Raw genomic sequence first — 21,768 nt, 5'->3', positions numbered from 1 at the left:
GTCACCCCGCCTCGCCGCCGGTGGGTGCGCCCGCGCCCGCGCTCACGCCCGCGAAGAAGCTCTGGATACGGCCGTGGTTCAGCACCACGAAGAAGTCGACCCCGTACTTCACCAGGGTGATCCAGTGGGGCATGGCCGGGGAGCGCCGCAGCAGCACCTGGAGCATCCCGGACCCGACGAGGAGCGCCGGGACCAGGAGCTTGAGGTCGACCTGCGGCGGCGGGACGACCTGCGACGCCGCGTTCAGCCTGTCCGCGGCCTGGACGACGAGGCGCGCCGTCCGGCCCGGGCTCGGCGGCTCGGCGGGCGCCGCGCAGGGCGAGGGCGTGAGCCCATCGATCGGGCGACAGCTACAACCCGAGAGCTCGGGGATGTGCGCGAGCTCGGAGAAGACGTCCTCCAGCGGGACATCGGGCTCGTGCTCGACCGTGAGGCTCCCCGCCCACGCGCTCGCCCGCGCATCGACGACGCTGGGGCAGGCGCGCGCCAGCTCCGCGATCTCCTCCGCCCTCGCCGGGTCCCTGCGCAGCGCGGGGACGGCGAGGCGCACGCGCCCTGGAACCCAGTGGATGATGACGACCCCTCGATCGCTCGGCATGGCTCACCTCCCGGCCCGCGAGGCCGGGTCACCGGAACATTCCACTCGTCAGCTCCCGGGCGGCTCCATCTCCGCGCGCGACCACCCCTGCGCGCCGCCCGAGCCGGCGCGCTGCTCCTGGCGCGCCATCTCCTCCCTCACCTCGGCGACGAGGTCGGCGAGCCTTTCCCTGCCCTCGCCGAGCGCGCCCCTGATCGCGTCCACGGCGACGAAGCCTAGCTTCATGGCCCTCTTGACGGTCGGACGGGTGATCCTCGTCAAGCTGGTGAGACCTATCCCGATGATGATGCCGAGCCCGAGGCGTTCCATCCCGACTCCTCTCCTCGAAATCCACGACCCATGGCGCGCCTTGGCGCGCCGAATGCCGACGACGCGCGGACGCGCGCGATGCCGACGACGCGCGAAGGCGCGCCGGATGCTGACGACGCGCAGACGCGCGCCGAAAGGCAGAGAATCTGGATCACATAGGCACGGGGCACACGGAGAGATAGAGACAGGCGATGTCCGCTGTCCCGCCGTGTTCCCACTGCCCGTTTCACTCGGTCCCGAGCCGTTCGGGGCGCTGGCGCCGCGCGGCGCCGCGCGGCCACGACCAGGACGGGCGTCGACGCGGGGGCGTCGGCGCCTGTTCCGGGAGTGCGAGAGGGAAGACTCGAACGAAAGCCCTTATGTCTTCGGCTTCCGTGGGAGCACCCACATGTGATTTGTAACACTGCAGTCGCGCCATCGCCATGGGCTTTTCATGTCCGGTCGACACCTGACTCGCGTGCTGAGGGAGCGTTCCGCGCGGGCGTCCGAGGCGCGCCGAGCGGGCGTTTCTCCTGTGGCAGCGCCGCGCCATGCCGCCCCGGGCCCGGGCGGGGCGGGGCGCGCGGGCGCCGGCGTGTCCGTCGCTTCCAGCCGGCGAGCGACCGTGGTAAATTTCCGGACATGCAAGCGGGGCAGCACGAAGAGCCGGTGATGGGGAGCAATGGCTCTCTCCTTGCGGAGCTCCTGGCGGAGACGAGGGTCGCCCCCACGAGCGGCGCCTACCACGATGTGAAGCGGGGCGTGGAGGCGGTGGTCGGCAAGGTCGCGGGCCGCCCGGAGGCCGGCGCGGCGCTGGACAGCGCCCTCATCGACCTGTGGATCGCGGAGATCGACCAGCGGCTGTCGCGGCAGATCGACGAGATCCTGCATCACCCGGTGTTCCAGCGCCTCGAGGCCGCGTGGCGCGGCCTGAAGTTCGCCATCGATCACATCGACTTCCGGGAGAACATCCGCGTCGAGATCCTCAACTGCTCGAAGGACGATCTGCTCGCGGATTTCGAGGACTCGTCCGAGGTCGTGAGGAGCGGCCTCTACAAGATCGTCTATTCGTCGGAGTTCGGCAATTTCGGTGGCAAGCCGTTCGGCGCCGTCATCTCGAACTACGAGTTCGGCCCCGTGCCCCAGGACATCGCGCTCCTCCAGAAATGCGCGGCGGTGGCGACGATGGCGCACGCGCCCTTCCTGGCCGTCGCGGGCCCGCAGTTCTTCGGGCTCAAGGACTACCGGAAGGTGCCGCACCTAGGCGACATCAAGGCGCTCTTCGAGGGGCCGCAGTACGTGAAGTACACCGCGTTCCGCGAGTCCGAGGACGCGCGCTACGTCGGCCTGCTCCTCCCCCGCTTCCTCCTGCGCCTGCCCTACGGGGCGAGCACCGCCCCCATCCGGGCGTTCTCCTACGAGGAAGACGTCGTCGGCAACCACGCGGCGTACTGCTGGGGGGCGCCCACCTACGCGATGGCGACCCGGCTCGCCGAGAGCTTCGCGCGCCACCGCTGGTGCCTGCACATCATCGGGCCGCAATCCGGCGGCACCGTCGAGGGGCTCACGCTCCACGAGTACGAGGCGCTCGGCGCCATCCAGACGAAGATCCCGACCGAGATCATGCTGACCGAGCGCCGCGAGTTCGAGCTCAGCGAGGAGGGCTTCATCGGGCTCACGTTCCGCAAGGACACGGACAACGCCTGCTTCTTCTCCGCGAACTCGGCGCAAAAGCCCAAGTACTTCGGCCAGAGCGAGGAGGGGCGCGCCGCCGAGGTCAACTACCGGCTCGGCACACAGCTGCCTTACGTCTTCCTCGTCAGCCGGCTCGCCCACTACCTCAAGGTCATGCAGCGCGAGCAGATCGGCACCTGGAAGGAGCGCGGCGACCTCGAGCGCGAGCTGAACAGCTGGCTCAGCCAGTATGTCGCGGACATGGATGTCGTGTCGCCCGCCGTGCGCTCGCGCAGGCCGCTCCGCAAGGGGCGGACGTCGGTGACCGAGGTCGAGGGGAGCGCGGGCTGGTACCGGGTCCACCTCGAGGTGCGCCCACACCTCAAGTACATGGGGGCCTATTTCACGCTGAGCCTGATGGGCAAGCTCGACCGGGAGTGAGGCCGGCCCGCTCCGGGCGGATGCGGGCGCGAGCGCGCGATCCCGCGGCGGGCGGCCATCGCGGGCCCGCGCAACGGCCGGCCTGTGGTAGAGCGCTGTATGCGCACGCTCCGACAGCCTGCCGCTCCCCTCGCGCTCACCGTGGCCCTCTCCGCGCTGGCGGCCTGCGGCCCCGCCGCGAGCCCGCCACCGGCGCTCCCGCCCCCCGCCGTGAAGGCGCTGATGCCGCCGGCGCCGCAGGGCCTCCCTGTCGTCGAGACGAAGCTCGAGAGCGTCGGGCTCGACGAGGCCGCGCTCGATCGATCGGCGAACCCCTGCGAGGACTTCTATCAGTTCGCGTGCGGCGGATGGCTGGCGAAGACCGAGATCCCGGGGGACGAGTCCGCCTGGATGCGGAGCTTCAACGAGATCGAGAAGCGCAACGAGGCGGAGCTCCGGCGCATCCTCGAGGACGCCGCGAGCGCCGGCGACCGGGATCCGGTGACCAAGAAGATCGGCGCCTACTACGGCGCGTGCATGGACGAGCCCGCGGTCGAGGCCGCCGGCGCGAAGCCCATCGCGGACCTCCTCGCGAAGGCGCGGCGGGTGCGCGACCCGAAGGGCCTCGGGGCGCTCGTCACCGAGCTCCACCGCCGCCGCATCTGGGCGCTGTTCGACATCGAATCCGCGCAGGACATGAAGGACGCGACGCGCGTCATCGCGCAGCTCGACCAGAGCGGGCTCGGCCTGCCAGACCGCGACTACTACCTCAACGAGGACGACAAATCGAAGGCGCTCCGCAAGACCTACGAGGAGCACGTCGCGCGGATGATGCGGCTCGCCGGGGCGCAGGAGGCGGCGGCGAAGGCGGCGGCGCTCGACGTCGTGCAGATCGAGACCGAGCTCGCGAAGATCTCGAAGACGCGGGTCGAGCGGCGGGATCCGGCGGGCCTCTACAACAAGCTCGACCGGGCGGCGCTCGCGAAGGCAGCGCCGGCGTTCCCGTGGGACGCGTATTTCCAGGGGCTCGGCCTCCAGGACGCCAAGGAGGTCAACGTGACCTCCGTCCGGTTCTTCGAGGGGCTCTCCCGGCTGCTCACGTCGGTGAAGCCCGCCGCGTGGCAGAGCTACCTCTCGTGGCACGTGGTGCGCTCCATGACGCCCGCGCTGCCCAAGGCGTTCGTCGACGAGAGCTTCACGCTGCAGGCCGCGCTCACCGGGCAGAAGGAGGTGCGGCCGCGCTGGAAGCGCTGCGTGGACGCGACCGATGACGCGCTCGGCGAGCTGCTCGCGCAGCCGTTCGTCAAGACGAGCTTCCCCGGCGCGAGCAAGCCTGCGGCCGAGGCGATGGTGCACCAGATCAGCGACGCGTTCGCGCGCAACGTCCGGGCGCTGGACTGGATGGATGAGGGCACGCGGCAGCGCGCGCTCGCCAAGCTCGCCGCGATGGCGTACCTCATCGGATATCCCGACAAGTGGAGGACCTACGATTTCGAGGTCGATCCGCGATCGTACGCGAAGAACGCGCTCGCCGCGCGCGCCTTCCACACGCAGTGGGACCTCGGGAAGATCGACAAGCCGCTCGATCGCGACGAGTGGCAGATGAGCCCGCCCACCGTGAACGCCTATTACGACCCGCAGCGCAACCACATGGTCTTCCCGGCCGGCATCCTGCAGCCGCCGTTCTACAGCGTGAGCTCGGCCGCGGCGGTGAACCTCGGCGGCATCGGCATGGTGGTCGGGCACGAGCTCACGCACGGGTTCGACGATGAGGGCTCCCAGTTCGACCAGAAGGGCAACCTGGAGGACTGGTGGTCGAAGGAGGTCGGGGTGGCGTTCAGGGAGAAGACCGCGTGCGTCGAGGCGCAGTACTCGGCCTTCGAGGCGCTGCCGGGGCTGAAGCTGAACGGCAAGCTGACCCTGGGCGAGAACATCGCGGATCTCGGGGGCGTGAAGCTCGCCTTCATGGCGTACCGCGCGATGCGCAAGGGCGCGGCGGAGCAGACGGTCGCGAGCGGTTTCACGGAAGATCAGCAGTTCTTCCTCGCGCACGGGCAGTCCTGGTGCGGCAAGCTGCGCGACGAGGCGCTCCGGCTGATGGTCCAGGTGAACCCGCACTCCCCGCCGCGGTTCCGCGTCAACGGCCCGCTCGTGAACCTCCCGGAGTTCGGCGAGGCCTTCAAGTGCGCGCCGGGCACGCCGATGCGGCCGACCAGGACGTGCGCTGTCTGGTAGCCGCGCGCGGCAGGCTCGGTTAAACGCGCCGCCATGATCCTGATTGGCCAGTACGACTCTCCCTTCGTGCGCCGCGTCGCCGTGGCGCTCCAGCATTACGGGCTCGCGTACGAGCACCGCCCGTGGTCGGTGTGGGCCGACGCGGAGTCCATCGCGAAGTACAACCCGCTCCGGCGGGTCCCCGTGCTCGTGACGGACGGCGGGGAGCCGCTCGTGGAGAGCGCGGCGATCCTCGACGCCCTCGACGACCTGGTGGGGCCCGATCGCGCGCTCCTGCCGCGCTCGGGCGAGGCGCGCCGCGCCGGGCTGCGGGTCTCCGCGCTCGCCACGGGGCTCGCGGACAAGGCGGTGAGCCTGCTCTACGAGCACGTGCTGCGCACGGGCGAGCGCCGGAGCCCTGTCTGGGTGGAGCGCTGCACCGCGCAGATCGGCGAGACGCTCGACCTGCTGGAGCGGGAGCGCGCCGCCCGGCGCGGCGACACCTGGTGGCTGGGCGCCTTCAGCCACGCCGACATCGCGGTCGCCTGCGCGCTGCGCTTCGCCTCCGAGGCGCACCCGGCCCTCACCGACGCCGCGAGGCGGCCGGCGCTGGCCGCGCACGCGGCGCGCTGCGAGGCGCTCCCGGTGTTCGCGGCGGTGGTGCAGCCCCTCCACGTGGCCGTGTAACCCCGCGTGCCAGGAATCACCTGGCCATCGACCGCCTGTGAACTGCATTGGATCGGGCTGCTTCCGACTGACCAACGTCAAGAGCGGCAAGGTGCTGGACGTCCCCGACGAGTCGACCACCGACGGGATCGCGCTGAAGCGATGGACCAACCACGGCGGCGACAACCAGGCGTGGCTGCCATCGTCGATGGCCGAGCTGGTCCTGTGCACGAGCACCGCCCAGGTCCCCCGGAAAACACGAGCTCGCGCGAGCCGGGCTCGCGGGACAGCTAACGCGGGCGCCTCGGCCGGCCGCCGCTGCGCACCGCTCCGGATCGAGGACATCCGCGCGCCGGTTCATTTCGATTGACGCCAGCCGTGTGAACGTTCACATTTTACGCCAGGTATCCTTTGGCGTTGCCCTGGATAGGTGCGTCATGCGCACCGGGCCTTTCTCATTGTGCGCGTTCGCCGTGCCGGTCGGGCTGCTGGCTCCAGGTGAGGCGCATGCAGGGGGAGGAGCGTGCCGGCGCCCGTGCTCGGTCGGCATCTCTGCTTCGCGACGTACCGCTGCTTCGCGAGGCTCTGGCAGGGCTCGCGGCAGCGTCGCTGCGGGTCGGTTCCTCACTGAGTTGACGTGTTCTGGAAGCGGCGCGGTGCTCCGCGTGGGCGGCTGGCTCACCTTCCCTTCGAGGCAAACATCATGCGTGAGAGTCACGATTCCACCGTTCGTCACCTCAAGCTGCTGGTCGCCGCATCCCTGACGGCGTTCGCTGGGTTGGCTGCCTGTTCATCGGACGGGACGAGCCCCAACCTGGCCGGCGGCGGCAGCTCGGCTGGCGGCAGCGCAACCGGCGGAGCCGACGCCACTGCAGGAGCCGGAGGAGCGGCAGCGGACGGGGGCGGCGGCGGCGCCGGCGCGATGGCCGGTGGCGGAACGGGCGGCGGCGGCGGCGGCGAGGTTCCAGACGAGACCGGGACGCGGCAGGCGGCGTACTACGTGTCGCCTTCCGGTAGCGACGACAATCCAGGCACGGCCAGCGCGCCGTTCGAGACGGTCACCAAGGCGCGCGACGCCGTCCGCACCCTCAACGCCAACATGACCGGCGACATCTACGTTTACCTCCGAGGTGGCACGTACAGCCTCACCGACGCCATCGCCTTCGCGCCGTCGGACTCGGGCACGAATGGCCATCGCATCTACTATCAGGCTTACCCCGGGGAAAAGCCCGTTTTGAACGGCGCGACGAAGGTGACCGGATGGACGCCGGACGCAGGCAATATCTACAAGGCCAAGCTGGACCGAACGACGAAGCTGCGCAACCTGTACGTGAACGATGCTCGTGCCCGGATGACGAGCAAGCGGGTCACGTCGCGCGGAGGGGTCGGGACGTACAGCGTGACGGCCGGGCAGCACAGCTGGGCTTGGGCGACCGGCAGCGGCAGTGACGGCGCCAAGTACGACCTCAACGCGGTACCTGCCATCGCCAGCAACAAAGACGACCTCGAGATCGTGAACGGCACCACCTGGAACGAGAATATCGTTTGCGTTCGTGATGTCATCACCACGCCAGACAACCTCCGCGCGCTGCTCTTTCAACAGCCCTACGGCGCCATCGCGCAGACCCCCGGCTGGAATTCGGGCTTCAGCGTTTCTGGTTCCCACACGATTTACAACGCGCGCGAGTTCTTGGACTCACCCGGTCAGTTCTATTTCGACAAGACGACCGGGACCCTCTACTACTACCCGCGGCAGGGCGAAGACATGGCTCAGGCCGACGTGCAGGCGCCGATCGCAGAGAAGCTGATCGACATCGTCGGCGCCTCCAGCGCTAGCCGCGTCAAAAACCTCACCTTCCAGGGCATCACCTTCGCCAACACCGACTACAACCTATACAGCGTGGACGGGTCGCGCGGCAAAGCGACGGTACAGGGCGCCACCATCTACGTCGCTTACGGCGACGGCAACTGGCACAACAGCAAGTACGAAATCATCGACACGCTGCCCGGGATGATCACGGTCAACAACGCCGACTCGATCAACTTCATCGGCAACGTGGTGAAGCACAGCGGCAACGAGGGCATTTCCTTCATCAACGACGTCGTGAACTCCAGCATCGTCGGCAACCACATCACCGACATCGCCGGCAGCGGCATCACGGTCGGCCACCCGCAGCACCTGTACGCGGGCGACTCCGGCCCGCACCACAGGTTCGGCCCGGGTGTCGAAGGCGTCTGTAAGAACGACACCATCAGCAACAACCTGCTGTACGACGTGAGCTCACTGCCGGGTTTCGGTGGCCATTCGGGCATCACCGCGTTCTTCGTGGATGGCCTGAAGATAACCTACAACCACATCCAGAAGACGGCCTATAACGGCATCAACCTGGGCTGGGGCTGGCGGAACTTCCCCGACTCGACCACCTGCAAAGACAATGCGATCAACAACAATCGCTTCATCGACACCTTGAGCAGGCTACACGACAGCGGCGCGGTCTACACGCTAGGTCAGATGCCGGGCACGACCATCAACGAGAACTACGTCAAGGGCATTCCGCCCGCGACGAGCGGCCCCACGTACGGCCTGCACAACGACGAGGGCAGCGCGCACATCACGCAGAACGACAACGTGCTCGACATCGACCCCGGCGTAAAATACACGATCAACTGCGAGGATTTCGGGGCCAAGCACCACCTCACCATCCTGAGGACGTACGCCACCGTGAACAAGATGGGCATCAACCCACCCGATAGCAGGATCGACCCGCCGGTCGCGGTTCCGGACAACATGTGGCCTGCAGCGCAATACGAAATTTGCCTGAGCTCCGGCATCCAGGAAGAGCACCGGGGCATCATCCCCAGCAGGCTGCTCGCGGTTCAAGACTACGTGTTCCCGGCGAGCGCCTCGGTGGCACCCGGCACCAAGACAATCAAGATCAGGAGCACCGGCGCGGCGGCCAACGCCGTCTGGCTCGCGCCGGCCGGCACCGGCACGTTCACGGAGGGCGCGACGATGACGAAGGCGGCGGGGGACGCGACGTCCATCGCCGTGCCGGCCAGCGCCGGAACGTACAACCTGCATGTGGTCGATGCGCAGGGCGAGAAGCTCGGTGAATCGGCGGCGCAACTGCGGGTGCGCTGACGTGCCGCGGTGGGCGCTACAGCAGTGGCCTTGCCCGGCCGAGCCTTCGTTGCTGCCCGGCGGGGAGCGCGAGGAGCAGGAGACGAGCAGGCCCGAGGCAAGGAAGCCCAGCGTCAATTCCAATCCACGGGCGCATCGATCGGCGCGGGCCTCTCGCGGATCTCCCCTCGGTGGTCCCGGTTCAGGTTCACCCCACCGCCGTCCTCCGGCGACGACGGATCAAGGTCGAAAGTGCAACTGCCAGAGCAACCAGGGAAGTCCCGACGGACTCCCCCGAATCGGCCCTGCCGACCGCGCACGATCCAGAATCAGCGCTACCGGCCGGGCCACCAGCCGTGACGGCGCCACCCGTTCCACTGCTCCCGCCGCTTCCGCCTGAGGTGCCGCTTCCGCCCGCGGTGCCGCTTCCGCCTGCGGTGCCGCTTCCGCCTGCGGTGCCGCTCGACCCCGTGCTCCCGGCGGTCCCGCCGCTCATGCCGCCCTGCCCCTGTCCGCCACCCCCACCCTCTCCACCGGTTCCGCCTGCGCCGCCGCTTCCGCCCGCCCCACCGCTGCACTGCTCTATCTCGGGATCGACCGGCCCGGTCTTGTCGAGACCCAGAAAGGGGATGACGTACTCAGCGGGGAATAACGCGTCGGAGGGGCCGTGATCGCCGCCAATCGAGGTGAACGCGTCGAGGACCACGTAGCCGCACTCATTCTCCCAGCGCTGCCGCGTCGCATCGTGATTGCCGAGCCGGACTCCCGTATCGGTCGACGTCGGGCTCGCGCCCACGCCCAGGACGTTGGTCCATTGCTTGATGGCCTCCGTGTGGTTCGGGTACCTGATGATGGTGTCCGCGTCTCCGTGGAAGAGCTGCAGCCGCGGGCGATGTCCCGCATACCCCGGGGCCAGCGTACGGGCGATGTCCCCCCACTCTTGCGCTGTGTGGGTCACCGAGCCGCCCGCGCACGCTCCGCTATATCCGCCGTTGTTGCCTGATTCGTTGGCTGCGCGGCACCCGGCCGGCATGCCCGCGAACGCGGCGCCTGCCTTGAAGACGTCCGGGTAGAGGGCAAGCAGGAGCTCGGTCATCATGCCGCCGGACGAATCTCCCGTCGCATAGACGCGATCCGCGTTGCCTCCGTACGTGTCGAGCGCGTACTTCACCATCTGCCTGATGGCGTGACTGTCGCCACCGCCTTCGCGCGTGCGAGTCTTGTCCGAGACGACGTCCCAGCATCTTCCGCTGCTGGGGACGACCATGATGAAGCCATGGTCGTCCGCCGCGTCGACGATGCCCCCGCCCCGCGCCTGACCAAACACTGCACTGGCGGTCCCGCCGCAGTAGTGCACCAGCGTCAGAATCGGAGGATTCTGCGCCACGCGGTCCGGGACATAGACGTACATGCTCACGTCACCAGGCAGACCGCTCACCTTCCAGTCGTTGATCTGCTGCAACGTCGCCGCTCCCGCGGAGGGTACCGGCCCCAGCATGGCTGCCAGCAAGGCGCCCCAAGCAGTCCAATTTCGGCTCATGATGGAGTCCTCTCCTGTGTATAAATTTGCTCTCTCGAACCAAGCAAGGCTGCGACGACATGACGCCGGCGATGTCAATGGCGAATCGCAGCGCTCACCTCAGGTGACAGAAGGTTCCGTACGCGATCCGCCTTCCTCTTGCCGACGATGGCGAAGCAGACCATCCGGACGGAGTCGGCGCCGAGATCCATCGGATGACGAAGATCTCCGTGTTCACGACGACCCATCCATGGCGAAGCAAAAGGATACCGATCGGGTCGATTGTGAGCGTTCACATAGACAACGTCAATTCCAATCGACCGGCCCGCGGTGTCCTCCAGCCCGAGGGAGAAGAGGGTACCTCGGCGGGGGAACACGTGTGGATGGCCGCGCGAGCAGCTCTACAGGCGTCACGATGCGATGCGTCGCTCCCCCGGGCCGGGTACTTCATCCGGTAGGCCACCTCGCCGCTCCTCGGCACCGCTGACGAGGGCGATGCCCACGTCCGCGGCGGCGAGCGCGGGCGCGTCGTTGATGCCGTCGCCGACCATCCCCCCCATGCAGCTCTACCGAGCGCCAGATACGGCCGCCCGGCGCGTCGTGCCTGGCCACTTCGCGAGCAGGCTCGAGACCACCCGGGCGAGCCGCGTCGGACCTGCGTCGAGGTGGATGGGCTCCAGGGGAACGGCGGCCGTGAGCCCGTCGCCGGGCCATTTCGGTTGACGCCGCTGATGTGAGCGCTCACAATTGCTCACGAACTACCCTTTCGCTTTGTCCAGGACAGGCCGTCGTGCGCGCGGGGCGCTCGTCCTCGGATCGATCCCGGCACGGCTCCGCTCGCTCGGTCATCGCGGACAAGCAACTACGCGCGAAACCGAGGAGCGAGATGGCACGTCTGGGAAGCAGATCGAGAGCACGATTCCTGGTGGCTCTCTTATGGACCTCCGGGTGCAGCGACCCCGTGACGACGGCCGGCGGAGACGCAGGACCCGATGCCGAGCCCCCCGCGTGCTCCGAGGGCACCTGGGATCACGATGGCGATAGCGCGACGAGCTGCGTCGCATGGACAGGCTGCACCGCAGGCACCTTCGCGAGCGCCGAGGGCTCGCCTACGGCGGACCGGCGGTGCGCGGCGTGCCCGGAGGACACCTTCAGCGACACGACGAACGCGCCGAGCTGCAGGATGCACACGCCCTGCGCGCCGGGGACGAGGCAGACCGCGCCGGGGACGAGCGCCACGCCCGCGCAGTGTGACGGCTGCTCGCCGGGCACGTACTGCGCGGGCGGGACCGCCGCGCCTGTCGATTGCGCGGACGGCACCTGGGACGACGACGCCGATCCCGCGACGACATGCGTCGCGTGGACCGACTGCGTGCCAGGGGAGCTCGTCGGCACGGAGGGGAGCAGCACCACGGACCGCAGCTGCCTCACGTGCACGAACGGCGAGCACACGGCCACGATGAACGCAACCAGCTGCTCCCCGGGTGCCTGGGTGCTGAGCTACTTCGGGCCGCATCAGGACGTGGCGAGCGATTCGCTGCATCTCGCCTACAGCACCGACGGGCTTCAGTGGTCGACCGTCGCCAATGGACAGCCTGCGTACCAGCTCACCGGGATGGGCACGAATCACATCCGAGATCCGTTCCTGTTCCGCAAGAACGATGGAACGTACATCTATATCGCCACGGACTGGACGCTCTCGGAGAACGACTCGAACTACTGGAACCATCCGAGCTCCAAGGTCTTCGTGGCGGACTCGACCGATCTCATCACCTTCACGAATCCCCGGTTGATCACGCTCACGAACCTTCCGGGCCCCGAGGCCGCCCCGATGCACGCCTGGGCCCCGGAGGCTTATTACGACCCCGATCGCAAGCTCTATGCGATCATCTGGTCCGGGAACGACACCACGGGCGCGAACCGCATCTACGTCAGCTACACCGAGGACTTCGTCACCATCGTCAACCCGACACCCGACGTGCTCTTCGACCCGGGCTACAGCGTCATCGACGCGACGATCACGCAATGGAATGACCGCAACTACCTCTTCTTCAAGGACGAGACGGACAGCAGCGGGAGCGCGCTCACCGGATCGGGCAAGGACATCCAGATCGCGCGCTCCTCGACGCTCGCGCTCGATCCGGCGACGTTCACGCGATGGAGTCCGGACTACATCACGCGCGGGTCGACCCAGAGCAGGAGACGAGCGACGGAGGGACCGTTTGTCATCAAGGATCCGCGGCAGAATCGATGGTACCTGTTCGCCGACTACTACCTGAACGGCGGTGTGTTCGGGTGCTGGAGCACGACGGATCTCGACGCGGATCCGGGCTCTTGGACGGAGCTCCCGAGCGCGCAGTACCGCTTTCCGTCCGGCGTGCGCCACGCGAACGCGGTCCGGGTCACGCAGGCGGAGCTCGACGCGATCATCGCCCACTACTGAACATCCTACCGGACCCACGGATGGGTAGAGTTTCCCCTTATCATGCGCGCACCGAGCTCTTGCCATCCAGAGTGCACTTCCCTCTCTGCGCCACGCGTTGCGCTCACGGCGGCAGCTTGCGCCTTCGCCGCACTGCTCGTGGTGGTCGGGTGCTCGGATGGGCCCTCGACCGATGCGCCGGTCGCGTCGACCAATTCATTGCGGATCATGACGGCGGGCGCAGCGCTCAGCACCTCGGAGTCCGGCGGGCGGGTGACCGTGAGCGTGGCGCTCGACGGCGCGCCGAGCGCGCCGATCATGGTGCCGGTCTCGAGCTCGGATGCGACCGAAGGCTCCGTGTCACCGGCGACCATCTCCTTCACGGTGGAGGATTGGAGCGTCCCTCGAGAGATCACGGTCACGGGGGTGGACGATGCGGAGAGCGACGGGGATCAGTTCTTCCGCGTCCGCTTCGGGCCCTCGGTCTCTGCAGACCCAGCGTGCGACGGCCTCGTCGCGGCGTCCGCTGACATCACGAACACGGACGACGACGGCCCAGGGACGGCAGCGATCGTCGTCAGCGACCCGTCGGGGCCCCTCGCCGAACGCGGCGCGCCCGTGACATTCACCGTGCTCCTCGCATCGCAGCCGAGCGCGCCCGTGACGATCGCCCTCAGCGTCAGCGACACGACCGAGTCGACGCTGAGCCATGCGGGCCTGACGTTCACGGAGGCGAACTGGAACGCGGCGCAGACCGTGACCTTGAGCAGCGTCGATGACTGGGTGGCCGACGGAGCTCAGCCCGTACGCGTCGTCTTCGACGCACCTGTCAGCGAGGACCCCGCGTATGCGGCCCTCGCCGCCCCCGCTGTTCTCGAGCTCTCCAATCTCGACGACGACGTCGGAGGGGGTTACCAGCTTCGCACGACGCACAAGGAGGACGCCCCGCTCTACGTCGCGCACTCCTATTATCACGCGATGATCACCCACCTCGACGATAGGGCAAACAACCAGCTTCCTGGCGACTTCCAGTGGGCGGGTCTTCATCAGCTACTCAGCGAGCGCGACGGACGACCGCTACTGCCTCGGCCTGCTCACGGCGAGCGCGACGGACGACCTGCTGAGCGCCAGCTCGTGGACGAAGAACGAGAATCCAGTGTTCGTCAGCGCAAACGGGCTGTATGGCCCGGGCCACAACTCGTTCACGACCTCGGCGGATGGATCGATCGACGTGCTCGTGTACCACGCGCGGAACTACGAGAAGATCACGGGGGACCCGCTCTACGACCCGAACCGTCACACGCGCGTCCAGCGGCTCGAATGGAACGCAGACGGAACGCCGAACTTCGGCGTACCGCTCCTGAACGGCGCGAATACGATCGGCGACTGACTGTTTCGCGGAGGAATCGAGCACGAGCAGCGAGGTGGGGAGCTCAGCGCGAGGCGGTGAATTTCACGATCGCATTCCCGCTCGATCGTGAACGAAGCGTCGTTGTTCTGCATCGTACCGCCGTCGACCGTCGCCGCGCGACGCACCGCGCCGCAAGCTCGGGCGGGGACAGGCGGTCTTCGTGCAGCATCAGCGGCCTGGCCATGGTGGTTCCTCGCGACACGCATCCTTGCTGCGTCGCGCAGACTTGCCGCGCCGAACGACACGGGTTACCGTCGATGACATGAGCTTGGCAGCCTCCCTGTTGCAGATCGATCCCCGAGATGATGTGGCCGTCGCCGTGCGCGGCATAACCGCAGGTGATTCGGTGGCCGACGCGATCACCGCCCGCGTCGACATCCCGGCCGGGCACAAGGTGGCGCTGCGCGCGATGGCCGCTGGCGAGCTGGTGCGGAAGTACGGCTGGCCAATCGGGCGGGCGACAGTGGACATCCAGCCGGGCGACCACGTGCACACGCACAACCTGGCCACCGCGCTCTCCGGCCTCGACACCTACGCCTACGAGCCCACGAACCCTGAGCCCCTTCCCGCCACCGAGAACCGCACCTTCATGGGCTACCGGCGGAAGAACGGGCGGGTGGGCACCCGCAACGAGATCTGGATCCTGTCGACGGTGGGCTGCGTCTCGCGCACCGCCCAGAAGGTGGCCGCCGAGGCGGACAAACGCTTCAAGGGCCGGGTGGACGGGGTCTACGCCCTTACCCACCCCTTCGGCTGCTCCCAGCTGGGGGGCGACCTCGAGGCCACCCGCCGGATGACCGTGACCCTGGCCGGCCACCCGAACGCGGGCGGAGTGCTGATCATCGGCCTGGGCTGCGAGAACAACCAGCTCGGCCCGCTCCTCGAGAGCGCCGCGCACATCGATCCCGATCGCCTGCGGTCCTTCACCGCCCAGACGGCCGAGGACGAGCTCGAGGCGGGCCTCGAGGCCGTCGAAGAACTGGTGAGGATCGTCGAGCAGGACCGCCGCGAGCCCTGCCCCGCCTCGGACCTGGTGATCGGCCTCAAGTGCGGCGGCTCGGACGGCTTCTCGGGGCTGACCGCCAACCCGCTGGTGGGCCGCATCTCTGACAAGGTCTGCGCCGCCGGCGGCTCGGCCATCCTGACCGAGATCCCGGAGATCTTCGGCGCCGAGCGCCTGCTCATGACCCGCGCCGAGAGCGAGGCGGTCTATGAGGAGATCGTCGGCGTGGTGAACAGCTTCAAGAGCTACTTCATCGCCCACGGCGAGCCGGTGTCGGAGAACCCCTCGCCCGGCAACATCGCCGGCGGCATCACAACGCTGGAGGAGAAGTCCCTGGGCGCGGTGCAGAAGGCCGGCCGCGCCCCGGTGACCGAGGTGGTCCATTACGGCGGTCAGATCCGCGGCACGCCGGGCGTGGCTCTGCTGGAGGCCCCCGGCAACGATGCGGTCTCGTCCACAGCGCTCACAGCCGCCGGCGCGACGGTCATCCTCTTCACCACCGGCCGGGGCACGCCCCTCGGTTTCCCCGCGCCGACCCTCAAGCTCGCCACCAACTCCAGCCTAGCCCAGCGCAAGCAGCGCTGGATCGACTTCGACGCCGGCCGCATCGCTTCGGGCGAATCCATGGACGCGGCCGCCGACGCCCTGATGGACCTGGTGTTGGCCACCGCCTCGGGCCGTCCAACCCGCGCCGAGGAGAACGGCGAGCGCGAGATCGCACTCTGGAAGCGGGGCGTCACCCTGTGAGCCGAAAGCGCCTGTCGGAGGCCAGGCTCGGCCTCCTCGGTCAAACTCCGGGCTGGGGTACCTCGCGGCGATCGGTGCCGACCTGGAGCGGCTCGATCTTGCCGACGATGACGAGGTAGCTGAACGCGCCAAGCAGGCAGAAGCCGCCCGCCACGACGAGCGGGATCGTGAACGATCCCTTGGTCAGCGAGAGCATCACGCCGGTGAACGTCGTGATGACGATGCCGGCCAGATTCGACGCAAAGTTCTGGATGCCGCTGATCGAAGCCACATGGCGCGGCGTGGGCGCGACGTCGCCGGGGAGGGACCAGATGCTGGCGCCGGCGAACGCAAGGCTCGCGTAGGAGATGCCGAAGAAGGCGAGCATCAGATGGATGTTGGAGGTCAATGCCGACAACGTGATCGCCGACGACACCAGCATGCCGCCGACCATGCAGGTCTTGCGTGCGGCGGTGAGGCTCCAGCCACGGCGATAGAGCACGTCGGAGACGAAGCCGCCGATCCAGCCGCCCGGAATCGCCATCAGCGCGGGGATCATGCCGAGCGTGCCGAGCGACTTGAGCGAGAAGCCGCGCGTTTGCACGAGGTAGCTCGGGAACCACGTGATGAAGAAGTAGTTGGTGAAGTTGAGGCAGAAGAAGCCGAGCATCATGCCCCAGAGCGTGCGATGGCGGAAAAGCGACGCCCACGTCACGTTGTTTTGCGCGTCCTCGGCGGGCGCTGCGTGGACGACGTCCTGCTCGCCCGTCATGTCGCCATGTGCGGGGCTGCGGTAGATGACGACCCAGCCGAGGATCCACACCGCGCCGAACAGGCCCGTGATGATGAAGGCCGCCTTCCATCCGAGCGTGTCGATGATGAGCGCGACGAGGGGAATCGACAGCGCCGAGCCGACGCGCGCACCGCTGTCGAAGATGCCCGTCGCGAGCGCGCGCTCGCGCGGCTTGAACCACTGGCTCACGAGCTTGGCGCAGGCCGGGTAGGCGCCGGCCTCGCCCACGCCGAGCAGCAATCGGTAGCCGAACATGGCCGCGACGCTCGACGCCCCGGCGGTCGCCGCGGTGAAGAGCGACCACCAGCCGACGGCGATCGGCAGCGCGATGCGTGCACCCACACGGTCGACGAACCAGCCGAACGGCATCTGCATGAGCGCGTAGGTCCAGAAGAAGCCGCTCATGATAAACCCCATCTGGGCGGGGCCGATGCCGAGCTCCTTCTCGATCTGGGGCGCCGCGACCGCGAGATTGGCGCGATCGATGTAGTTGATGGCGACGGCGAGAAAGCACAGGAAAAGCACGACCCAACGCATCTTCCTCATCTGCATGTCTCCTTGGATACGGTGTCTGTTCGTGCAATCGGCAGCTCTCGCGCGCTGCCCATCGAGCGGCGCTGCCTTGCGGTACGTTGCGCGGGCGGTGCAACGGCGACTGCATCGGGTTGTCGTGGTTATCGGCGCGGCGATCGCGGCGGCTCGCGCGGCCCGTCGATTGCGCGAAGCCGCCCGTGGCAGCCTCACCTGCTCATGCGGGCGCGGCCGTGCAAAGCGCCGCGTGCAGCCGGGGCTGATCGAGGTTCAGGCCGAGCTCGCGCGCGAGCTCGATCACGGGCCCGAACCGGCGTCGCTTCTTCTCGCCATGGTTGCGCGCGATATCGGAGAGCCGGTGATCGAGGAATGGGTTCTGGAAGCGCTGGCGCACCTCGTCGAGGTAGGCGCGCGCGGCAGCACCCTTGCCGAGCGCATCGAAGACGGGCACCACCTCGTCGCGCCAGAGCGCTTCGAGATCGGCGCGCAACGCCGGATCGCGCATCGCGTGCAGCGTGTTCTCGTCCGCGGGGCGCCCGTCCAGCTGCCAGCGCTCGGCGAGGTAGGTGTGCCCGAGGTTCAGCAACAGCAGCTTCAAGCGTTCGTAATGGATCAGGTCGTCCGTCACGATCATCGCTTCATGCTGGCACGGCAGCACCATCCCCTCGCGCCGCTCGATCGCCCAGAGCGCGTAGGGCTCGGCAACCGCGCCGACGGGACGGATCGGCTCCGAGACGATCCGGTCGACGAGCGAGTTCACCCAGATGCACGTGTGCTCGATGTAGCTCAGGAACGCGGCGTCGGCGCCCCATTGGCGCGCGACGCCGGCGACGAGCGCACGCAGCGTGTCACCGTTGTTCGAGACGAGCTCGCAAGGCAGCAGCGTGAGCGGCGCGGCGCCCGCCTCGAAGCGCGCGCGCAGCAGGATGACGAGCTTCGCGGCGAACCCGCGCGGCACGCCCGCGCCGGGCGCAAGCAATGTCGCCGTGTCCTCGGGCAAGCAGACGTATCCGCTGTCGCTCGTGTTCGAGATCACGACGCGCGCATCCTTCGCGAAGCGCTCGCGCACGAGCGGCCAATCGGTGTTCGCATCGAGCGCTTCCGTGATCGAGCTGCATTCGATCGTCGTATCGACGACCTCTTCGCGGCGCAGCCCCCGGATCCGCACGGGGTGACGCCCCTGCGCGCGCAGCGCGTCGATGCGCGCGCGGCTTTCGGGGTTCGACGTGGTCTGCACCACGGTGATGGTCCCGAGCGCGCAGCCGGCGAGAAGCGCCTCCGAGATGAAAAGGTCCGCGTGAGCCTGCAGGAATCGGCTCGTGCCGAACTGAAGAATCGGATTGCCCATGTCAGTGCTCCGGCGGCTCAGCAGGCGCGTACCCACGCGAGGCTCGTGTGCGCGAGGCTCCCGGTCGCGCTCGGCGACACGGTCGACTCGGGATCGTTCTTCGAGAGCAGGTTCTTCATCCGCAGAAACTGGTGGATCGTCTTCATCCGAAATCCCTTCAGTGAAGGCGCCGAATCGCGCACGCTCACGACATACCCACCATGATCTTGGAGGTTTGACCGGGGTGGGCAGCCCAGTCAGCGAGCGCCTCGGGCACGCCTTCGATGGGGATCGATTTCGAGATCAAAATGTTCGGGTCGAACGTGCGTCGCTCGAAGAAGGCGATCACGTCCGAGAACTCGTTCAGGCAGTTGCGCGAGCCGAGGATGTCGAGCTCCTTCATCACGAACAGCCTGGTCTCGTAGCTCACCGGCTCTTTGCCGTACCCGATGTACACGACTCGGCCGCAAAATTTCACCCAATCCACCGCGTTGCGGTAAGTCGCGGTCGCGCCCACGGCTTCGATCACGACATCCGGCCCGTCGCCGTTCGTCAGGTCCATCACGCGCTGGCGTGCATCGGCGTTCCCGAGCACCGCCTCTCGCGCGCCGAGCGCCTTGGCGAGCGCGAACTTTTCGTCCTGCGTGTCGAGCGCGATCACGCGCGCGCCGCGGCTCACCGCGCCGGCGACGGCCCCGAGCCCCACGCCGCCGCAGCCCATCACCAGCACGGTCTCATCGGCCTCGACGCGCCCCCGCGCCGCGGCGTGAAAGCCTACCGAGAACGGCTCGACGAGCGCGAGCTCCGTGAGGCTCAACTTCCGTGACGTGAAGAGCTTCTGGTACGGCACGGCCACGAGCTCGGTCAGCGCGCCGTCGCGCTGTACGCCCATGGTCTTGTTGTCGCGGCAGGCGTTGCGCCGCCCCGCGCGGCACGAGGGACACCCGCCGCACGCCGTGTACGGCGTGAACGTGACGTCGGTACCGACGCGCCAGTCCGCCTCGACGCCCGAGCCGAGCTCCACGATCGTGCCGGCCACCTCGTGCCCCAGCACCCGAGGGTACGTCACCATCGGGTTCTTGCCCAAGAACGTGTTCAAGTCGGAACCGCACAAACCGACCCGTTGCACGCGGATCAACACCTCATCGTGCGCCGGTTTGGGCTCGCGGATCTGGCTCACCTGTGCAACCGACGGACCGGTGATCGTCAGGGCTTTCATGCTGTCATTGCCTCACTGAGCGACTTCGTTCACTCGCGGCTTTCACGGCGCGCTCCGCAGCCGGGGCCGCTTCGTTCTGCCAGAGAACAGAGCGCCATGTCGAATGGCCGAAGCCGAAGCGACGTGGCGTTGCTCTACGATCCGTGAGCGGGGCGGCAGGCGCCGCCTTCGCCGTGGCGCTCGGGACGCCGCTGTTCAGGGGTGACGCGCGTAGAACTTTTGCGCATTCTTGTACATGACCTTGTCACGTGCTTCCTGACCAAACTCCTTGAGGTAGAGCTCGGCGATCTCGATCTCCGAAGCGAGGCTGCCACCCATATCGACCACGGGCCAGTTGCTGCCCCAGATCAGCCGGTCTTCGCCGAAGGCCTTCATCAGCACGTCGAAGTGCGCCTTGTACGCCGCGAGGTCGGTCGGCGCCTTCCAGGGATCGTCCTCGGTGGCGGCCGGGTTGTACATGTCGAAGAACGACGAGAACTTGATGTAGATGTTCGGGTGCCTGGCCAGCCGCTGCATCGCGTCGACCCAAGCCGGATCCGGCGTCGGCCCCTTCGCGCCCGCCAGGTGATCGATGATGATACGGAGCTTGGGCACCGCGGTTGCGAGCGCCTCGACCTTGTCCTTCGGGTTCAGGGTGCCGCGGCTGATGATGTCGAGGGTCATGCCCTTGGCCGCGAGCTCCTCCAGCGAGGCGAGTTGCTTGGCGTCGAGCGCCAGCTTCGGGCTCCAGAGGAAGCCGCGAATGCCGACCACGCGCGGGTCCGCGACGAGGCGCGCCAGATCGGCGCTGAAGCTCGGCGAGCCGATCTCGAGCTGCGCGACGAGGAACTTGAAGAAGTCGTTGCCCTTCGTCGTCTCGAGGACCTTGAAGTTGTCGTCGACGACGGGGCTGGCTTCGACGATGCCGGTGCCGATGATGCCATTCTGCTTCGCGATGGCTTCATACTCCGGGGGCAACACGTCGCGGTAAATCGGCTTCTGCTTGGCTTCCGGCCAAACGACGCCGCCCGGACGCGTGACCTGGTAGAGATGGATGTGCGTGTCGAGGATCGGACCACGCTGCTTCGCCGGCACGGCCAGCGGGGCCGCCGCTTTGCTCGTGTCGCCCGCCGTCTCGGGTGGCGTCGCGGTGGTCGCGGAAGACGACGCACACGCCGCGAGCGGCGAGAGCGTCATCATCAGGCACAACTTGGCGAAAGTCGTCGGAATACTCGTGAGTATTTTCATGGCGGAGTTTTTTTTGAGTCGGTGCCGAACTCGATCCCGAGTGCGAAGGAGTCGCTGCCCATGACGACCCCCTCAGGGCAAAGTCGAAGAATGAGGCCTCAATGTGAACGTTCACATAATCGGTGTCAACACCAATCCGTCCCTCCGGCCAAGCTCGGACTCGGGTGGCGGGCAAGTCTCCTCCGGAGCGGCGCGACAAGAGAGGCGGGCACCGGGCCGCGGTCATGTTCGATGTGGATTGCAATTTCCAATCAGATCGCCCCGCGGCCAAGGGCCTATCCCAGGAGGGAGCATCTGGGATCTGGGGAGACTCGGAGCGCCGAACAAACCGGACCGAGCCGGGCGCCCGAGGGTGGGTGCAGCGCTGGGCGCGACGAGTATTTTGGTTGACACCTGTAATGTGAACGCTCACAATTCGTCTTGGGGCTTCCTTTCGCTCTCCCCTGAGCAAGCCGTCATGCGCGGCGGCCCTTCGTCCCTGGGACCGGGATCGATCTCTGCACCGACTCCGTTCGCCCGGTTGTCGTGGGCGCGAGCAATGGTGAGGTCGCGAGGGCATCGCCCGGGCTGGGTTCGAGGTCTCACCTGCGACCCGCGCGCGTACCGGTT

General features: G+C 67.8%; 18 protein-coding genes and 1 pseudogene. 8 read left to right on the top strand and 11 right to left on the bottom strand.

What is annotated here, in order from left to right; translation table 11 throughout:
- Window position 1: 1 nt before the first annotated feature.
- Window positions 2–598, bottom strand: a complete 597-nt coding sequence (locus tag WMF39_RS06790; RefSeq protein WP_437744726.1) for a hypothetical protein — start codon at window positions 596–598, stop codon at window positions 2–4.
- A 48-nt stretch (window positions 599–646) separates the two neighbouring features.
- Window positions 647–907, bottom strand: a complete 261-nt coding sequence (locus WMF39_RS06785) for a hypothetical protein (RefSeq protein ID WP_437744725.1) — start codon at window positions 905–907, stop codon at window positions 647–649.
- Between the two features lie 621 nt (window positions 908–1,528).
- Here WMF39_RS06785 and tssC point away from each other — a divergent pair.
- The 5 genes and pseudogenes from tssC to WMF39_RS06760 all read left to right on the top strand — a co-directional run.
- On the top strand, window positions 1,529–3,001 hold the full coding sequence (tssC, locus tag WMF39_RS06780; protein WP_437744724.1) for a type VI secretion system contractile sheath large subunit: 1,473 nt from the start codon (window positions 1,529–1,531) through the stop codon (window positions 2,999–3,001).
- A 99-nt stretch (window positions 3,002–3,100) separates the two neighbouring features.
- Window positions 3,101–5,215 (top strand): M13 family metallopeptidase, encoded by a 2,115-nt coding sequence (locus tag WMF39_RS06775; RefSeq protein WP_437744723.1) that lies wholly within the window; start codon window positions 3,101–3,103, stop codon window positions 5,213–5,215.
- 33 nt (window positions 5,216–5,248) lie between these two features.
- A complete protein-coding gene (locus WMF39_RS06770; RefSeq protein WP_437744722.1) occupies window positions 5,249–5,881 on the top strand; it encodes a glutathione S-transferase family protein in 633 nt (210 codons plus the stop codon).
- A gap of 37 nt (window positions 5,882–5,918) precedes the next feature.
- Window positions 5,919–6,230, top strand: coding sequence for an RICIN domain-containing protein (locus tag WMF39_RS06765; protein WP_437744721.1), 312 nt, complete (start codon window positions 5,919–5,921; stop codon window positions 6,228–6,230).
- Window positions 6,231–6,854: 624 nt separating this feature from the next.
- Window positions 6,855–8,996, top strand: a pseudogene (locus WMF39_RS06760) (right-handed parallel beta-helix repeat-containing protein); the annotation flags it as partial.
- 193 nt (window positions 8,997–9,189) lie between these two features.
- On the opposite strand, the gene WMF39_RS06755 reads toward WMF39_RS06760, so the two are convergent.
- Window positions 9,190–10,521: an extracellular catalytic domain type 1 short-chain-length polyhydroxyalkanoate depolymerase gene (locus WMF39_RS06755; RefSeq protein WP_437744720.1), complete on the bottom strand. Its 1,332-nt coding sequence runs from the start codon at window positions 10,519–10,521 to the stop codon at window positions 9,190–9,192.
- Window positions 10,522–10,910: 389 nt separating this feature from the next.
- On the bottom strand, window positions 10,911–11,060 hold the full coding sequence (locus WMF39_RS06750; RefSeq protein ID WP_437744719.1) for a hypothetical protein: 150 nt from the start codon (window positions 11,058–11,060) through the stop codon (window positions 10,911–10,913).
- A gap of 365 nt (window positions 11,061–11,425) precedes the next feature.
- On the opposite strand from WMF39_RS06750, the gene WMF39_RS06745 reads away from it, so the two are divergent.
- The gene (locus WMF39_RS06745; protein ID WP_437744718.1) at window positions 11,426–12,943 is read left to right on the top strand and encodes a hypothetical protein; all 1,518 of its coding nucleotides are present in this window, start codon (window positions 11,426–11,428) and stop codon (window positions 12,941–12,943) included.
- A 5-nt stretch (window positions 12,944–12,948) separates the two neighbouring features.
- Here WMF39_RS06745 and WMF39_RS06740 read toward each other — a convergent pair whose 3' ends face one another.
- Together WMF39_RS06740 and WMF39_RS06735 are read right to left on the bottom strand one after the other, a co-directional pair.
- The gene (locus tag WMF39_RS06740) at window positions 12,949–13,305 is read right to left on the bottom strand and encodes a hypothetical protein (RefSeq protein ID WP_437744717.1); all 357 of its coding nucleotides are present in this window, start codon (window positions 13,303–13,305) and stop codon (window positions 12,949–12,951) included.
- A 69-nt stretch (window positions 13,306–13,374) separates the two neighbouring features.
- Window positions 13,375–13,650 carry a hypothetical protein gene (locus WMF39_RS06735; protein WP_437744716.1) on the bottom strand — a complete coding sequence of 92 codons (276 nt, stop codon included), beginning with the start codon at window positions 13,648–13,650 and terminating at the stop codon, window positions 13,375–13,377.
- A 269-nt stretch (window positions 13,651–13,919) separates the two neighbouring features.
- Here WMF39_RS06735 and WMF39_RS06730 point away from each other — a divergent pair, with 269 nt between their 5' ends.
- Window positions 13,920–14,312: a family 43 glycosylhydrolase gene (locus tag WMF39_RS06730; protein ID WP_437747952.1), complete on the top strand. Its 393-nt coding sequence runs from the start codon at window positions 13,920–13,922 to the stop codon at window positions 14,310–14,312.
- A gap of 283 nt (window positions 14,313–14,595) precedes the next feature.
- On the top strand, window positions 14,596–16,083 hold the full coding sequence (locus WMF39_RS06725) for a UxaA family hydrolase (RefSeq protein ID WP_437744715.1): 1,488 nt from the start codon (window positions 14,596–14,598) through the stop codon (window positions 16,081–16,083).
- A gap of 40 nt (window positions 16,084–16,123) precedes the next feature.
- On the opposite strand, the gene WMF39_RS06720 is transcribed toward WMF39_RS06725, so the two are convergent.
- From WMF39_RS06720 to WMF39_RS06700, 5 genes are all read right to left on the bottom strand, one after another.
- Window positions 16,124–17,401 (bottom strand): MFS transporter, encoded by a 1,278-nt coding sequence (locus tag WMF39_RS06720; protein WP_437747951.1) that lies wholly within the window; start codon window positions 17,399–17,401, stop codon window positions 16,124–16,126.
- Window positions 17,402–17,603: 202 nt separating this feature from the next.
- Window positions 17,604–18,734 carry a mannitol dehydrogenase family protein gene (locus tag WMF39_RS06715; protein ID WP_437744714.1) on the bottom strand — a complete coding sequence of 377 codons (1,131 nt, stop codon included), beginning with the start codon at window positions 18,732–18,734 and terminating at the stop codon, window positions 17,604–17,606.
- A gap of 17 nt (window positions 18,735–18,751) precedes the next feature.
- Window positions 18,752–18,880, bottom strand: a complete 129-nt coding sequence (locus WMF39_RS06710) for a hypothetical protein (RefSeq protein WP_437744713.1) — start codon at window positions 18,878–18,880, stop codon at window positions 18,752–18,754.
- 38 nt (window positions 18,881–18,918) lie between these two features.
- A complete protein-coding gene (locus tag WMF39_RS06705; protein ID WP_437744712.1) occupies window positions 18,919–19,932 on the bottom strand; it encodes a zinc-binding alcohol dehydrogenase family protein in 1,014 nt (337 codons plus the stop codon).
- 195 nt (window positions 19,933–20,127) lie between these two features.
- Window positions 20,128–21,108 carry an amidohydrolase family protein gene (locus WMF39_RS06700; RefSeq protein ID WP_437744711.1) on the bottom strand — a complete coding sequence of 327 codons (981 nt, stop codon included), beginning with the start codon at window positions 21,106–21,108 and terminating at the stop codon, window positions 20,128–20,130.
- Window positions 21,109–21,768 lie beyond the last annotated feature (660 nt).

Origin of the sequence: Sorangium sp. So ce1504, from assembly GCF_051521635.1 — a bacterium.
GTDB classification, from domain to species: domain Bacteria; phylum Myxococcota_A; class Polyangia; order Polyangiales; family Polyangiaceae; genus Sorangium; species Sorangium cellulosum_B.
The sequence above is the reverse complement of the archived record's forward strand: the minus strand, read 5'-3'. Positions and strand labels throughout refer to the sequence as shown.